The following is a 14,989-nucleotide window of genomic DNA, read 5'->3' as shown; positions in this document are numbered from 1 at the left end:
AACTTGACGGATCAGCACTCAGGGCGCTTTGGGCCCAAGCAACTGTTCTTGAAACGGGAGATCAGCCGGTGCGCTGATTCCGCTGGCTAGCCACTGGCTGGTCAGCCCCAGAATGAGGTTTTTCGACCAGTCAGCCACCAATAGAAATTGTGGCAGCAGGCGAGACTCCTGCCACCACGGGTCCTGTTGTACCGGCCCCAGGCTCAGCAGCCCGACCGCCACCACGACGAGCAGGGCCCCGCGAGCGGCGCCGAACGCCATGCCCAGGAAGCGATCGGTCCCGGACAACCCGGTGACGCGAATCAGCTCGCCGATCAGAAAATTGATCATTGCCCCCACCAGCAAGGTGGCGACGAAAAGAATGGCACATCCGGCTATCACCCGCGCCGACGGCGTCTGGATGTAGCCTTCAAGGTACTGCGAGATACCGCCACCGAACATCCAGGCGACCGCACCGGCGATGATCCAGGTAAGCAGCGACAAGGCTTCCTTGACGAAACCGCGCTTGAGACTGATCAGCGAAGAAACGGCGATGATCGCGAGAATCGCCCAGTCGACCCAGGTAAATGCCACAGTGCTGCCTGCAAACGGATAAGGCGGCGCATTTTACCAGAGCGGTGGGCTATCGGTAAGCGGTGATTTGCCGTCCGGCGGCGGCCGGACGGCGGGGGGGGTCAGCTACGTTCGGGCTGGAAGCGCACCACAAAACCCTTGAGGTTCTGCTGGCGGTTGATCACATCGCGCAGGCGCTCGGCTTCGGCACGCTCGATCAGCGGCCCGACGAACACCCGGTTGGTACCTTCGGCCGAGCGGATATAGGCGTTGTAGCCCTGGCTGCGCAGGGTTTTCTGCAGGTTCTCGGCATTGGCGCGGTTGGACAGGCTGGCCAGTTGCACCGACCAGCTCACCGGCAGACCATTGCCATCGACCTTGGCAGGTGCACTGGCAACCGGCTTGGCCGGGGCCGCCGCAGGCTTGCTGACCGGCGCAGGCGTGGCCGGCTTGGCCTCCGCCACCGGCGCGGCGGGCGCTGGGGTGGGTGCAGTCACCACCGGTGCCGGGGCAATGGGCGTGCTCGGTGCGCTGGGTTCCTGGGCGGTGAGCGCCTCATCCTGGATCACCTGCGGCTCGGGCACCTCCACCGGCTCCACCTGCACCTGCGGCAAGGCCGGCACAGCCGGGGCGGCGGGCGCCTCGACATGCACCTGGCGCAGCTCGTCCTCACGGGTGAACAGCATCGGCAGGAAGATCACCGCCAGTGCCACCAGCACCAGCGCGCCCACCATCCGCTGCTTGACGACTTTATCCAGCAACGCCATTTGCCCCGTCCTCCATGGTCTGCCGGCTCAGCCACTGCAGGGCCTCGCCGACACAGAAAAATGATCCGAACAGCAGGATCTGGTCGCCTGCCGTCGCTTGCGCGCACTGCCCGTCAAGGGCGTCGGCGACGCTTGCATACGACTTCACGTCGGCGCCAAGGTTCTGCAACGCGGCCTGCAACTCGCTTGCAGGCCGGCTGCGGGCGGTATCCAGAGGCGCAACCGCCCAGTGGGCCACTTGCGCATGCAGCGGTTCGATCACCCCGGCCAGGTCCTTGTCGGCCAGCAGGCCGAACACCGCCAGGCGCCTGCCGGGCACCGGGCGCGAAGCCAGGCGCTGAGCGAGGTACTGGGCCGCATGTGGATTATGGCCGACGTCGAGCAGAATGCTCAGGTGCTTGCCCTGCCAGATGAACTGGCGACGGTCGAGACGCCCGACGATACGGGTGTCGCGCAGTGCCTGGGCGATCTGCGCGGCATTCCAGGGCAGGCCGGTCAGCAGGTAGGTCTGCAGCGCCAGCGCCGCGTTTTCCATGGGCAGATCGAGCAACGGCAGGTCGTGCAGCTCGACGGCAATGCCGTGCGCATCCACGCCCCGCCACTGCCAGTACTGGTCGGTGCTGGACAGGTCGAAGTCGCGTCCGCGCAGCAGGAACCGGCAGCCTAGTTCGCGTGCCTTGTCCAGCAACGGCTGCGGCGGGTCGAGGTCGCCACACAGCGCCGGCTTGTCGGCACGGAAAATCCCGGCCTTCTCGAAGGCCACCGACTCACGGGTATCGCCAAGGAAATCGCAATGGTCGACACCGATACTGGTGACCACGGCAAGGTCAGCGTCCACCAGGTTGACGGTATCGAGCCGCCCGCCCAGGCCCACTTCAAGCACCACGGCGTCCAGCGCCGACTGCTGGAACAGCCAGAACGCCGCCAGGGTACCGGCCTCGAAGTAGGTCAGGGAGGTCTCGCCACGCGCCGCCTCGACGGCGGCGAATGCCTGGCACAGCTGCGCATCGCTGGCCTGCTGGCCGTCGATCTGCACCCGCTCGTTGTAGCGCAGCAGGTGCGGCGAGCTGTAGACCCCGACCTTCAGGCCCTGGGCCTGCAGCAGGCTGGCCACGAAGGCACAGGTAGAGCCCTTGCCATTGGTGCCGGTAACGGTAATCACCCGAGGCGCGGGCTGGCCCAGCCCGAGGCGCGTTGCGACCTGCCGCGAACGCTCCAGGCCCATGTCGATTGTCGACGGGTGCAACTGCTCGAGGTAGGCGAGCCACTCGCCCAGGGTGCGCTGGGTCATACGTTGGCAGGCACCGGTGGTACCACGATCGGCTCGATCACGGGGGCGACGAACTTCGGCGTCGGCAGGCCCATCATCTGCGCCAGCAGATTGCCCAGGCGCGGGCGCAGTTCGGATCGGGCGATGATCATGTCGATAGCACCGTGCTCCAGCAGGAACTCGCTGCGCTGGAAGCCTTCAGGCAGTTTTTCGCGCACGGTCTGTTCGATAACCCGTGGGCCGGCAAAGCCGATCAGCGCCTTGGGCTCGCCCACGATCACGTCGCCGAGCATTGCCAGGCTGGCCGAAACGCCGCCGTAAACAGGGTCGGTGAGAACCGAGATGAACGGGATGCCTTCTTCGCGCAGGCGCGCCAGCACGGCGGAGGTCTTGGCCATCTGCATCAGCGAGATCAGCGCTTCCTGCATGCGCGCGCCGCCCGAGGCCGAGAAGCAGACCATCGGACAACGGTTTTCCAGGGCATAGTTGGCGGCACGCACGAAACGCTCGCCGACGATGGCACCCATCGAACCGCCCATGAAGGAGAACTCGAACGCACTGACCACCACCGGCATGCCCAGCAGGGTACCGCTCATGGAAACCAGGGCGTCCTTTTCGCCGGTCTGCTTCTGCGCAGCAACCAGGCGGTCCTTGTACTTCTTGCCGTCGCGGAACTTCAGGCGGTCGACCGGCTCCAGGTCGGCACCCAGCTCATTGCGGCCTTCGGCGTCGAGGAAGATGTCGATGCGTGCACGTGCGCCGATGCGCATGTGGTGATTGCACTTGGGGCACACATCCAGGGTCTTTTCCAGCTCCGGACGATACAGCACGGCCTCGCAGGACGGGCATTTGTGCCACAGCCCTTCGGGTACCGAGCTCTTCTTCACCTCGGAACGCATGATCGAAGGGATCAGTTTGTCTACCAACCAGTTGCTCATGCTTTCTTTCTCCAGTAGCGGCGACCGGCAGGCAAAAGTTGCCGGGTCACGCGTATGCCCTTGAGCTCAATTCGTGTATGACGCGATGATGAACCGTGGCCGGCGGTGCGCGTTCAGCGCGGTACCACCCTGCCCCAGCTTCATCGTCAACCTGTAAAGGCGACGCCGGTGGCGCCGCCCGGTAATTTCGATCGGCCCGTGGGCGCGATCCGGCAGCAACGGGCTGCGAAAGCTATGGACGATGGCGCACCGCCAGCCGTCACATCGAGCATTCGCCCGCCCCTCACGCCTGGCGCACCGCGCGCATGAACGCCTCGATGCGGGCCGGGTCCTTGATGCCCTTGGCCTGCTCCACCCCACCACTGACGTCCACTGCATAAGGACGCACCTGGGCGATGGCCGCCCCGACATTGTCGGCCGAGAGGCCGCCAGCCAGGATGATCGGCTTGCTCAGGTGCTCGGGTATCAGGGACCAGTCGAACGCCTCGCCGGTTCCGCCCGGAACGCCGGCCACGAAAGTGTCGAGGAGGATGCCGCTGGCCTTGGCGTACTGCTGGCAGCCGGCCTCCAGGTCATCCCCGGGGCGAACCCGCAGGGCCTTGATCCAGGGACGGTGGTAGCCGTCGCAGTCGGCCGGGGTTTCGTCGCCATGAAACTGCAGCAGGTCCAGCGGCACGGCGTCGAGGATCTCGTTGAGCTCACAGCGGCTGGCGTTGACGAACAGGCCCACGGTGGTGACGAAGGGCGGCAGTGCAGCGATGATCGCCCGCGCCTGCTGCACGTTCACCGCCCGCGGACTTCTGGCGTAGAACACCAGCCCGATGGCGTCGGCGCCCGCCTCGGCCGCGGCCAGCGCATCCTCGATGCGGGTAATCCCGCAGATCTTGCTGCGAACGGCGGACATGGCCTGTGAACCTCAGCTGAACCGGAAAGCTCCGGATGTTAGCAAATGCCTTGCGGGCCGTCAGCCGTCAACGACTCGTAACCCGTAAGGAAATGTGGCCCGATGAAACGCTCGGGCAGTTCGAACTCGTCATGGTATTCCACCTGCACCAGGTACAGCCCGAACGGGTGCGCGGTCACCCCGCCGGTACGACGCACGCGGCTTTCGAGCACTTCCCTGGCCCACTCGGGCGGACGCTCGCCGGCGCCGATGGTCATCAGCACGCCGGCAATGTTGCGCACCATGTGATGCAGGAAGGCGCTGGCACGGATATCCAGCACGATCATGCGCCCATGCCGGCTCACCCGCAGGTGATGGATCTGCTTGATCGGCGACTTGGCCTGGCACTGGCCGGCGCGGTAGGCGCTGAAGTCATGGGTGCCCACCAGGTAGGCTGCGGCTTCGGCCATGCGCCCGGCATCGAGCGGGCGGTGATTCCAGGTGACCTGGTCGCCCAGGTGCGCCGGGCGGATCTGGTCGTTGTAGATCACGTAGCGGTAGCGCCGGGCAATGGCCTTGAAGCGCGCGTGAAAGTGCGCCGGCATCTGCCTGGCCCACGACACGCTGACGTCATGCGGCAGGTTGATGTTGGCGCCCATGGTCCAGGCCTTCATGCTGCGCACCGCCCGCGTGTCGAAATGCACCACCTGGCCGCTGGCATGCACGCCGGCATCGGTACGCCCGGCGCACTGCAGCGACACTGGCGAGTCGGCGACCTTCGACAGCGCCTCCTCGAGGGTCTGCTGCACGCTCGGCACGCCACTGGCCTGGCGTTGCCAGCCACGGTAGCGGGTGCCTTTGTATTCCACGCCCAGCGCGATTCTGAAAAAGCCTTCGGCGGCCATTTCGGCTGCGGCGTTATCGATGATTTCCAAGGGGATACAGCCTGTCGGTTTACGCAATGGCGCGGATTATAACGACAACGGCAGCCACGAGGGCTGCCGTTGGCCTTTCAGGTGGGCGTTCAGCTCATCTGCGAACGCAGTTCGATGGCTTCCTTGCGCTGGGTCTCGGTACCTTCCTTCATCACTTCATCGAGTATCTCGCGGGCGCCGTCGTTGTCGCCCATGTCGATGTAGGCACGTGCCAGATCGAGCTTGGTGGCGGCTTCGTCGGTACCGGAGAGGTAGTCGAACTCCGGCTCGTCGAGCATCAGGTCGGAGGCGTCTTCGGCGGTGAAGTGCGGCGCGATGGAAGGCTGCTCGAGGTTCTGCGAGAGCTTGTCGAGCTCGGCGTTGACGTCGTCCAGCTCGGCGGCAAAGCTGGCGTCCAGCGGGTCCGGCTCGTCGGCCAGGGACAGGTCGAAATCATCAGCCAGGTCCGGGAAGCTGTCATCCAGCCCCAGTGAGTCATCGAACGCGGCCAACTGGGCCTCGATATCCAGTGGCGCTTCAGGCGTAGCGGCGGGTGCAGCTTCAGGCGCCGGTGGCGCAAGGTCGGCGCCCATGTCGAGGTCGAAGTCGGACAGGTCATCCAGGATTGGCTCGGGCTCGACCGGTGCAGGTTCGGGCATCGGCTCGGCAGGCACCTCGGCGGGTGTCTCGGCCGGCACTTCAGTCACTGCCTGCTCCTGCACGTCGGGCACGTGCGGCGCTGGCGTCTCGGCCTGGGCCTGGGCCTGGGCCTGGGTCTGGGTCTGGGTCTGCTCTTGCAGCAGGGTATCGAAATCGAGGTCGTCGAGCGCCGCGATATCGGCAGGCGGCGTGGCCTGCGGGGCCTGAGGATCATCGATCTGCAGGTCTGCCAGGCCCTCGAGACCTTCGAGGTCTTCAAGGCCTTCCAACCCCTCCAGGTCATCCAGGCTCAGGTCGAAGGCGCTGTCCAGGTCGTCTTCGCCCGGCAACTCGATTTCCGGCTCGGGCTGCGGGTCGTCCTGCAGCAGGTCCTGCACATACTGGGCATCCAGCTCGGCGGCCAGGGCCGCAGCGCTGACGCCCGCTGCGGCCACGCCGAGCATGGCCGGGTAACGCTGCTTGAGCGACTCGACATCGGCGTGGTTCTGACCATTGGCAACCAGTTGGCGCTCGTGGCCGACAAAGGCGTCACGGTCACCCTGGCGGGCATAGACTTCCATCAGCTTCAGGCGCAGGTCGGCGCGCTCGGGGGCCTGCTCCACCGCAGGCTCCAGCAGCTCGGCGGCATGGTTCAGACGACCGCGGGCAATGCTCAGGTCGACTTCCGCCAGCAGGGCATCATCATTTGGCGCGGGGGCGTCCTCGGCCGGTGCCTGCACGGCAGCCGCGATGACGGCCGGTGCCACCACCGCAGCCGGGGCCGGAGACGGAACCTCTACCGGCTCGGGCGCGGGCTCGACCACGGGGGCCGGCTTGGGCTCCAATTCCGGCTCCAGTTCCAGCTCGGACTCCGGGTCCAGCCTGTCGTAGGCGGGTGCTACCTCGGCAGCCGCAGCCGCTGCAGCGGAGGCCGCCACCACACCCGGCGCCAGGGTCACGCTCGGCGCGGAGACCTCCAGGCCCTCGAAACTGCTTTGCGGCAGGTCCATGTCCGGCCCCAGGCCCAGGTCGCTTTCCTCGGCCAGGGCTCGCGCCATGCGCATGTGCTTTTCAGCCTCCTGCTGGGCACGACGCTTGCGCGCCAACAGCAGCAGAAGCAACAACAGCACCAGCAAGGCTGAACCTGCGATCAGCGCCAGCAGCCAGCTGTTGCCCAGCAGGTCGTCGAGCATCTTGTCCGAATCGCTCGGGGTAACGGCAGCCGGCGGCGTTTCGGCCACCGGCGCGGTATCCACGGCAGCCGGCGCCGGGGACACCACCGCTTCGCTCGGTACCGCCTGCTGCAACTGGGCATCGATCGCCGGCTGCTCGGGCGCAGGCACGCTCGCCGGCGCTGCGCTCTGGGCTTCCAGGCGCGCCAGCTGGTCGTTCTTCAGTTCGATCAGGCGCTGCAGCTTGTCCAGCTGGCTCTGCAGATCCGCCACACGGCTTTTCAGCTCGGCGTTGTCACGCCGGGTGGTGTCGAGGCTCTCTTCGGCCATCGCCAGCTTGTCGGCCAGGGCCTTGCTGTCGCCAGCCGCACCTTTGCCGCCGGGTGCCACCAGCTTGAGGTTGTCCTGCTGGGCGATACGCGCCGGGGCGGCGCCGGCCGCGTCACGCCGGGTGGCGTCGAGCTGGCGCGCACGCGGGCCCAGACGGCGCCCCTCACGCCAGGCCGCATACTGCTCGGCCACTTCCTTGACAGCCTGACCCTGGGGGATGGCGGCGATCTGCTGCTGGTCGGGCAGGCGCAGTACCTGGCCAACCTTGAGCTGGTTGATGTTGCCGTTGTAGAAGGCATCGGGGTTGAGCGCCTGGATCGCCAGCATGGTCTGCTGCACCGATCCACCCTGGCGCGCCTTGGCGGCAATCTGCCACAAAGTGTCGCGACGCACGGTGGTGTGGCGGGCGGGCGCGGTCACCGCAGGGGTGACGCCCGAAGCCGCCTGGGCCGCTTCGGGAGAGAATTTGGAGGCGTCGATCAGTACGCTGTAGTCGCGCAGCAGGCGGCCCTGGGGCCACATCACCTGCACCAGGAACTTGACCATAGGGGCCGGCAGCGGCTGGCTGGAGGTCACCCGCAGCACGCTCTTGCCACTGGGGTTGATCACCGGGGTGAAGGTCAGGTCGTTGAGGTACGCCTGGCGTTCGACCCCGGCCTTGCTGAACTCTTCGGCCGGCGCCAGGCTGGGCACCACTTCGGCGGGAGTGAGGTCACGCACATCGAGCAATTCGATCTCGGCATCCAGCGGCTGGTTCTGCCCCGACTTGAGGGTCAGCTCGCCCAGCCCCAGCGCATGCGCCATACCCGAGGACAGCGCCGATGCCGCGGCTATTGCTAACACCAGTTTGCGAATTCGAAGCATGACCTCATCCTTTGTATGAACCTTCCCCGGCTACCGAGAAGAAAGTGAAAAACCGCCGTGAGGCATTTGACTGGCATGACCACCGGATCATGTTGGCAAGGTGCCCCGCAAGCGCGTGACGGCCGCTCACTTCCAGTATTTCAGAAACAATGTGCAAATCGTCGCCAAGTATCTTTTACGCAAGGTGTTTTATCAACAACTCCGCCAGCTGTACGGCGTTCAACGCCGCGCCTTTGCGCACGTTGTCGGTGGTCAGCCAGAGATTGAGCTGTTCGGCCTCGTCGACACCGCCACGCACCCGCCCGACATACACCACATCCTGGGCCACCGCATCACCGACCGGGGTCGGATAGTCACCCGCCTCCACCAGCTCGACACTGTCGGCGTGCTCCAGCACGGCGTTCACCGCCGCCAGATCGACCGCCTTGCGACTGTGCACGGCCACAGTGTAGCTATCGCCGAAAAACACCGGGACTTGAACACAGGTCACGGAAATCTTCAGCGAAGGCAGGCCAAGCAACTCACGCAGCTCACTCACCAGGCGACGTTCCAGCGCGCCATGGCCCTCGCTGTCGCTGGTACCCACCTGGGCCAGCAGGTTGAACGCCACCTGGCGATCGAAGAAGCGCGGCTCCAGCGGGCGCGCATTGAGCAACTCCGCAGTTTGCCGGGCCAGTTCGCCCACCGCCTCGCGGCCCTGGGCCGACACCGCCATGCACGCCGTCACGTTGACCCGTTCCAGTTCCAGCAGGTGCTTGAGCGGGGCCAGCACCACCGCCAGGGCAACCGCGGCAGCGCTCGGGCTGACCAGTTGCACGGGCAGGCTCTGACTGTCGATAGCCTGTGGATTGGCCTCGGGCACCACTGCTGCCACCTGTTCGGCCGACAGCGCGCCGGACAGATCGATCACCGCACACCCGGCGGCACGCGCCTTGGCGGCGAAACTGCGGGTAACCGCAGGGCCTGCGGCGAAGAACGCCAGCTTGACCTGGCTGAAGTCGAAGGCATCGACTTCGCGCACGCGCAGGTTCTTGCCACGGTAGTTCACCGAGCTGCCCGCCGACTCGTTGCTGGCCAGCAGGTGCAGGGTGCCCAGGGGAAAATCGCGCTCCTCGAGGATTTGCACCAGGGTCTCGCCGACGGTGCCGGTGGCGCCGATCACGGCGATATCGTAGGTCTGAGTCATGGACAGTGCCTCTGGCAGAACGGGGGGAGCGGCACTTTACTCGGATTGCCGCAGCGAGACCACCCGGTGCCGGCAAAGGCATCAGGCCACCACAAAAAAGCCCCCTGCGTCGCAAGACGAGGGGGCCTGTTCTACCGCGCAGCAGCGATCAACGCTCCAGCAGGATCCGCAGCATGCGACGCAGCGGCTCGGCCGCGCCCCACAGCAGCTGGTCGCCCACGGTGAAGGCGCCCAGGTACTGCGACCCCATGTTCAGCTTGCGCAGACGCCCTACCGGGATGTTCAGCGTGCCGGTGACGTTGGTCGGGCTCAGCTCCTGCATGCTGATCTCGCGCTGGTTCGGCACCAGCTTCACCCAGGGGTTGTGCTGGCTGATCATGCCTTCGATGTCGGCGATCGGCACGTCCTTGTTCAGCTTGATGGTCAGCGCCTGGCTGTGGCAACGCATGGCGCCGATGCGCACGCAGATGCCGTCGACCGGGATCGGGTTCTTGAAACGACCCAGGATCTTGTTGGTCTCGGCCTGGGCCTTCCACTCTTCACGGCTCTGTCCGTTGGGCAGTTCCTTGTCGATCCACGGGATCAGGCTGCCGGCCAGCGGCACGCCGAAGTTCTCGGTCGGGTAGGCGTCGCTGCGCATGGCCTCGGCGACCTTGCGGTCGATGTCGAGGATGGCCGCCGCCGGGTTGGCCAGGTCATCGGCAACCGCCGCATGGGTAGCGCCCATCTGCTTGATCAGCTCGCGCATGTTCTGCGCGCCGGCGCCGGAGGCCGCCTGGTAGGTCATGGCGCTCATCCATTCGACCAGACCGGCTTCGAACAGGCCGCCCAGGCCCATCAGCATCAGGCTGACGGTGCAGTTGCCACCGATGTAGTTCTTGGTGCCGGCGTCCAGCTGCTGGTCGATGACCTTGCGGTTGACCGGGTCCAGCACGATGACCGCGTCATCCTGCATGCGCAGGCTGGAAGCGGCATCGATCCAGTAACCCTGCCAGCCGGCTTCGCGCAGCTTGGGGAACACCTCGTTGGTGTAGTCGCCACCCTGGCAGGTCAGGATCACATCGAGGGTCTTGAGCTCTTCAATGCTGTACGCATCCTTGAGCGGAGCAATGTCCTTGCCCACGGATGGCCCCTGGCCCCCGACATTGGAGGTAGTGAAGAACACCGGCTCGATCAGATCGAAATCCTGCTCTTCGAGCATCCGCTGCATGAGCACGGAACCGACCATACCGCGCCAACCGATCAGACCTACACGTTTCATCGCAACTACACCTTCGCTAAAAGTGGGCCGCCGCCTGGAAGAAACCAGCGGCGGGCCCGAGAGATTACAGATTCCGCAGCGCTGCGACTACTGCGTCGCCCATTTCCTGCGTACCTACCTTGCTGCAGCCCGCCGACCAGATGTCGCCGGTGCGCAGGCCCTGATCCAGCACCAGGCTCACGGCCTGTTCGATGGCCTCGGCCGCCGCCTGCTGGTTGAAGCTGTAACGCAGCATCATCGATACCGACAGGATGGTCGCCAGCGGGTTGGCGATGCCTTGCCCGGCGATGTCCGGGGCCGAACCGTGGCACGGCTCGTACATGCCCTTGTTGTTGGCATCCAGTGACGCCGACGGCAGCATGCCGATGGAACCGGTGAGCATGGAAGCCTCATCCGACAGGATGTCGCCGAACATGTTGTCGGTGACCATCACGTCGAACTGCTTGGGCGCGCGCACCAGTTGCATGGCGGCGTTGTCGACGTACATGTGGCTGAGCTCGACATCCGCGTAGTCCTTGGCCACGTCCTCGACGATTTCACGCCACAGCTGGCTGGAGGCGAGCACGTTGGCCTTGTCCACCGAGCACAGCTTCTTGCCGCGCACGCGGGCCATGTCGAAACCGACACGGGCGATGCGGCGGATTTCGCTCTCGCTGTACGGCAGGGTGTCGTAGGCCTGGCGCTCGCCGCCTTCCAGTTCGCGGGTGCCGCGCGGCGCGCCGAAGTAGATGCCGCCGGTCAGCTCGCGCACGATCAGGATATCCAGGCCGGCGACGATTTCTGGCTTGAGCGAGGACGCATCGGCCAGCTGCGGGTAGAGAATGGCCGGACGCAGGTTGGCGAACAGTCCCAGTTGCGAACGGATTTTCAGCAGGCCGCGCTCAGGGCGGATATCACGCTCGATCTTGTCCCACTTCGGCCCGCCCACCGCGCCCAGCAGCACGGCGTCGGCCTGGCGCGCACGTTCCAGGGTCTCGTCGGCCAGCGGCACGCCGTGCTTGTCGATGGCCGCGCCACCGATCACATCGTGCGCCAGGCTGAAGCCGAGCTGGAACTTGTCGTTGGCCAGTTCCAGCACCTTGACCGCCTCGGCCATGATTTCCGGGCCGATGCCATCACCTGGGAGAATCAGAATCTGCTTGCTCATGGGTTCCTCATCATTCAATTCAAGCGGTGCGCCGCACTGGCGTACCGGGGGAAACTCAGCGTTGGGCCCAGAGCACGATCACGTCGGTGCTGAAGGAGCCATCGGCTTCTATCTGGTAATGCTGGCGAACTTCGTCGCCCATCGCCTGCTGCAACTGGCGAATCGCCGCACGCATCGGCTCGGGGGTGCGCATGCGCTCCACCCACGAGGTGTATTCCAGGCGCAGGCGCTGGCGCGTGTGGCTGCGGGTGCACAGGCCGGCTTCGCTGACCTGTTGCAGCCACTCGCCGGCAGAATAATCGCGCACGTGGCTGGTGTCGCGCAGTACTTCGACGCTTTGCAGGTAGGTGTCGAGCAGCGGGCTGCCCGGCGACATGACGTCGACGAACGCCGCCACGCCGCCGGGCTTGAGCACCCGGCGCACCTCGCGCAGGGCCAGGCCCAGGTCGCTCCAGTGGTGCGCCGAGTAGCGGCTGAAGACGAAATCGAACGAGGCGTCGGCGAACGGCAGGCGCTCGGCGGCGCCACGCTCGGTGACGATGTTGTTCAAGCCGCGCTCGATGGCGGCGGCGCCGACCACGTCGAGCATCTGCTGCGACAGGTCATAGGCGACCACTTCGGCCACCAGCGGGGCGACATGGAAGCTCACGTGACCGGCACCGCAGCCAAGGTCCAGCAGGCGGGCGTCGGCGTGCCCGGCAAGCTCGGCCTGCAGCAGGGCGAATTCGCTACCCTGGGCATGCACGGCGCTGCTCAGGTAGGCAGAGGCTTGTTCGCCGAACTGGCGCTGGACGACTTCGGTGTGGGCGGTGCTGCGGGTCATCATGGATCTCCTGGGGCGGCTTGGCCGGCACATCACTGCATCATTCAGGCGTCGCGAAACAACCAGGGCTGGCTAGCACGGTGCCTGGCTTCAAACGCTGCAATCGCATCGCCATCCTGCAAGGTCAGGCCGATGTCATCCAGGCCGTTGAGCAGGCAATGCTTGCGGAACGCGTCGATCTCGAAGTGGAGCACCTTGCCGTCCGGCCGCGTCACGGTCTGCGCCTGCAGGTCGATGGTCAGCTGGTAGCCCGGGTCCGCCTCAACCTGCTTGAACAGCTCGTCGACTTCCTCGTCGCCGAGGATGATCGGCAGCAAGCCGTTCTTGAAGCTGTTGTTGAAGAAGATGTCGGCGTAGCTGGGCGCAATGATGCTGCGAAAGCCGTACTCTTCCAGCGCCCAAGGCGCATGCTCGCGGCTCGAACCGCAACCGAAGTTCTCCCGCGCCAGCAACACGCTGGCCCCCTGGTAACGCGCATGGTTGAGCACGAAATCCTGGTTCAGCGGGCGCTTGCTGTTGTCCTGGTAGGGCTGACCCACGTCCAGGTAACGCCATTCGTCGAACAGGTTCGGGCCGAACCCGGTGCGCTTGATCGACTTCAAGAACTGCTTGGGGATGATCTGATCGGTGTCGACGTTGGCACGGTCCAACGGGGCGACCAGGCCGGTGTGCTGGGTAAAGGCTTTCATGCTGCGCTCCCTTGGATCAACTCGCGTACATCGACAAAACGACCGGTTACTGCGGCAGCCGCCGCCATTGCCGGGCTTACCAGGTGGGTACGCCCACCGGCGCCCTGGCGCCCCTCGAAGTTGCGGTTGGAGGTGGAGGCGCAATGCTCGCCACTTTCGAGGCGGTCCGGGTTCATCGCCAGGCACATCGAGCAGCCCGGCTCACGCCATTCGAAACCGGCCTCGAGGAAGATCTTGTCCAGGCCTTCCTGCTCGGCCTGCGCCTTGACCAGGCCCGAGCCCGGCACCACGATGGCCTGCTTGATGGTCGAGGCCACCTTGCGACCCTTGGCGATCACGGCCGCGGCGCGCAGGTCTTCGATGCGCGAGTTGGTGCACGAACCGATGAACACGCGGTCGAGCTGAATGTCGGTGATCGCCTGGTTGGCGTTCAGGCCCATGTACTTGAGGGCGCGTTCGATGGAACCGCGCTTGACCAGGTCGGCCTCGGCCGCCGGGTCCGGCACGCGCTGGTCGACCGCCAGCACCATCTCGGGCGAGGTGCCCCAGCTGACCTGCGGTTTGATCTGCGCCGCGTCCAGCTCGACCACGGTGTCGAACACCGCGTCGCTGTCGGACACCAGGTCTTTCCAGGCTTCGACGGCCAGGTCCCACTGCTCGCCCTTGGGCGCATACGGACGACCCTTGACGTAGGCAACGGTCTTCTCGTCGGTGGCCACCAGGCCCACCCGCGCACCGGCCTCGATGGACATGTTGCAGATGGTCATGCGGCCTTCGACCGACAACTCGCGAATGGCGCTGCCGGCAAACTCGATGGCATGCCCGTTGCCGCCGGCGGTCCCGATCTTGCCGATCACGGCCAGCACGATGTCCTTGGCAGTGACGCCGAACGGCAATTGCCCTTCGACGCGCACCAGCATGTTCTTCATCTTCTTGGCCACCAGGCACTGGGTAGCGAGCACGTGCTCGACCTCGGAGGTGCCGATGCCGTGGGCCAGGGCGCCGAACGCGCCGTGGGTGGAGGTATGCGAGTCGCCGCAGACCACGGTCATGCCGGGCAAGGTGGCACCCTGCTCCGGGCCGATGACGTGGACGATGCCCTGGCGCACATCGTTCATCTTGAATTCGGTGATGCCGTACTCGTCACAGTTTTCGTCGAGGGTCTGCACCTGCAGGCGCGACACCTGGTCGGCGATGGCCTCGATGCCGCCCTTGCGCTCTGGCGTGGTGGGCACGTTGTGGTCGGGGGTGGCGATGTTGGCATCGATGCGCCAGGGTTTGCGGTTGGCCAGGCGCAGCCCCTCGAAGGCCTGCGGCGACGTCACTTCGTGAATGATGTGACGGTCGATATAGATCAGCGCCGAACCGTCGTCGCGCTGCTTGACCAAGTGCGAATCCCAGAGCTTGTCGTAGAGCGTTTTGCCAGCCATCAGACTTTCCTCATCAGTCTTTCTATGCCAATAACCCCTTGGCTTGTACGGACGATGCTATGGGGTTAGATTGAATAACTCAAATTCATATTTTTTATGCTTTGGATAACTTTCAGGAATCCAA

Annotated in this window: 13 protein-coding genes; all 13 read right to left on the bottom strand. The window is 65.4% G+C overall.

What is annotated here, in order from left to right:
* Positions 1 to 18 precede the first annotated feature (18 nt).
* The gene (locus CR917_RS08030) at positions 19 to 573 is read right to left on the bottom strand and encodes a CvpA family protein (protein WP_043862843.1); all 555 of its coding nucleotides are present in this window, start codon (positions 571 to 573) and stop codon (positions 19 to 21) included.
* A 101-nt stretch (positions 574 to 674) separates the two neighbouring features.
* Positions 675 to 1,319, bottom strand: coding sequence for an SPOR domain-containing protein (locus tag CR917_RS08025; RefSeq protein WP_058541082.1), 645 nt, complete (start codon positions 1,317 to 1,319; stop codon positions 675 to 677).
* Complete coding sequence (gene folC, locus CR917_RS08020; protein ID WP_104572104.1) at positions 1,303 to 2,610, bottom strand: bifunctional tetrahydrofolate synthase/dihydrofolate synthase; 1,308 nt, start codon at positions 2,608 to 2,610, stop codon at positions 1,303 to 1,305. Before folC ends, CR917_RS08025 begins: the two co-directional genes overlap by 17 nt.
* Positions 2,607 to 3,527 carry an acetyl-CoA carboxylase, carboxyltransferase subunit beta gene (accD, locus tag CR917_RS08015; protein ID WP_043862846.1) on the bottom strand — a complete coding sequence of 307 codons (921 nt, stop codon included), beginning with the start codon at positions 3,525 to 3,527 and terminating at the stop codon, positions 2,607 to 2,609. Before accD ends, folC begins: the two co-directional genes overlap by 4 nt.
* Before the next feature lie 283 nt (positions 3,528 to 3,810).
* A complete protein-coding gene (locus CR917_RS08010) occupies positions 3,811 to 4,431 on the bottom strand; it encodes a phosphoribosylanthranilate isomerase (protein ID WP_054916652.1) in 621 nt (206 codons plus the stop codon).
* 38 nt (positions 4,432 to 4,469) lie between these two features.
* The gene (truA, locus tag CR917_RS08005) at positions 4,470 to 5,315 is read right to left on the bottom strand and encodes a tRNA pseudouridine(38-40) synthase TruA (protein ID WP_054916657.1); all 846 of its coding nucleotides are present in this window, start codon (positions 5,313 to 5,315) and stop codon (positions 4,470 to 4,472) included.
* A gap of 119 nt (positions 5,316 to 5,434) precedes the next feature.
* Entirely contained in the window at positions 5,435 to 8,329 is a 2,895-nt protein-coding gene (locus tag CR917_RS08000; protein WP_104572103.1) for a FimV/HubP family polar landmark protein, read from the bottom strand.
* A gap of 175 nt (positions 8,330 to 8,504) precedes the next feature.
* Complete coding sequence (locus tag CR917_RS07995) at positions 8,505 to 9,515, bottom strand: aspartate-semialdehyde dehydrogenase (protein ID WP_043862849.1); 1,011 nt, start codon at positions 9,513 to 9,515, stop codon at positions 8,505 to 8,507.
* A 148-nt stretch (positions 9,516 to 9,663) separates the two neighbouring features.
* Positions 9,664 to 10,776: an aspartate-semialdehyde dehydrogenase gene (gene asd / locus CR917_RS07990; protein ID WP_043862850.1), complete on the bottom strand. Its 1,113-nt coding sequence runs from the start codon at positions 10,774 to 10,776 to the stop codon at positions 9,664 to 9,666.
* 64 nt (positions 10,777 to 10,840) lie between these two features.
* Entirely contained in the window at positions 10,841 to 11,923 is a 1,083-nt protein-coding gene (gene leuB, locus CR917_RS07985) for a 3-isopropylmalate dehydrogenase (protein WP_043862851.1), read from the bottom strand.
* 55 nt (positions 11,924 to 11,978) lie between these two features.
* Positions 11,979 to 12,746, bottom strand: coding sequence for a class I SAM-dependent methyltransferase (locus tag CR917_RS07980; protein WP_043862852.1), 768 nt, complete (start codon positions 12,744 to 12,746; stop codon positions 11,979 to 11,981).
* 44 nt (positions 12,747 to 12,790) lie between these two features.
* A complete protein-coding gene (gene leuD / locus CR917_RS07975) occupies positions 12,791 to 13,435 on the bottom strand; it encodes a 3-isopropylmalate dehydratase small subunit (RefSeq protein WP_043862853.1) in 645 nt (214 codons plus the stop codon).
* Positions 13,432 to 14,865 carry a 3-isopropylmalate dehydratase large subunit gene (gene leuC, locus CR917_RS07970; protein WP_043862854.1) on the bottom strand — a complete coding sequence of 478 codons (1,434 nt, stop codon included), beginning with the start codon at positions 14,863 to 14,865 and terminating at the stop codon, positions 13,432 to 13,434. Before leuC ends, leuD begins: the two co-directional genes overlap by 4 nt.
* Between the last annotated feature and the right edge of the window lie 124 nt (positions 14,866 to 14,989).

It is taken from the genome of Pseudomonas sp. BRM28, from assembly GCF_002939405.1.
Lineage (GTDB): Bacteria > Pseudomonadota > Gammaproteobacteria > Pseudomonadales > Pseudomonadaceae > Aquipseudomonas > Aquipseudomonas palmensis.
Note: the sequence above shows the minus strand (reverse complement) of the source record. Positions and strands in the feature narration are given on the sequence as shown.

What these genes read in the sequence shown, in the direction of transcription:
- CR917_RS07995 (WP_043862849.1), bottom strand. Translation starts at nt 9,515, where the DNA reads ATGACTCAGACCTACGATATCGCCGTGATCGGCGCCACCGGCACCGTC.
- accD (WP_043862846.1), bottom strand. Translation starts at nt 3,527, where the DNA reads ATGAGCAACTGGTTGGTAGACAAACTGATCCCTTCGATCATGCGTTCC.
- truA (WP_054916657.1), bottom strand. Translation starts at nt 5,315, where the DNA reads ATGGCCGCCGAAGGCTTTTTCAGAATCGCGCTGGGCGTGGAATACAAA.
- folC (WP_104572104.1), bottom strand. Translation starts at nt 2,610, where the DNA reads ATGACCCAGCGCACCCTGGGCGAGTGGCTCGCCTACCTCGAGCAGTTG.
- leuB (WP_043862851.1), bottom strand. Translation starts at nt 11,923, where the DNA reads ATGAGCAAGCAGATTCTGATTCTCCCAGGTGATGGCATCGGCCCGGAA.
- leuD (WP_043862853.1), bottom strand. Translation starts at nt 13,435, where the DNA reads ATGAAAGCCTTTACCCAGCACACCGGCCTGGTCGCCCCGTTGGACCGT.
- CR917_RS08010 (WP_054916652.1), bottom strand. Translation starts at nt 4,431, where the DNA reads ATGTCCGCCGTTCGCAGCAAGATCTGCGGGATTACCCGCATCGAGGAT.
- CR917_RS07980 (WP_043862852.1), bottom strand. Translation starts at nt 12,746, where the DNA reads ATGACCCGCAGCACCGCCCACACCGAAGTCGTCCAGCGCCAGTTCGGC.
- CR917_RS08000 (WP_104572103.1), bottom strand. Translation starts at nt 8,329, where the DNA reads ATGCTTCGAATTCGCAAACTGGTGTTAGCAATAGCCGCGGCATCGGCG.
- leuC (WP_043862854.1), bottom strand. Translation starts at nt 14,865, where the DNA reads ATGGCTGGCAAAACGCTCTACGACAAGCTCTGGGATTCGCACTTGGTC.
- asd (WP_043862850.1), bottom strand. Translation starts at nt 10,776, where the DNA reads ATGAAACGTGTAGGTCTGATCGGTTGGCGCGGTATGGTCGGTTCCGTG.
- CR917_RS08025 (WP_058541082.1), bottom strand. Translation starts at nt 1,319, where the DNA reads ATGGCGTTGCTGGATAAAGTCGTCAAGCAGCGGATGGTGGGCGCGCTG.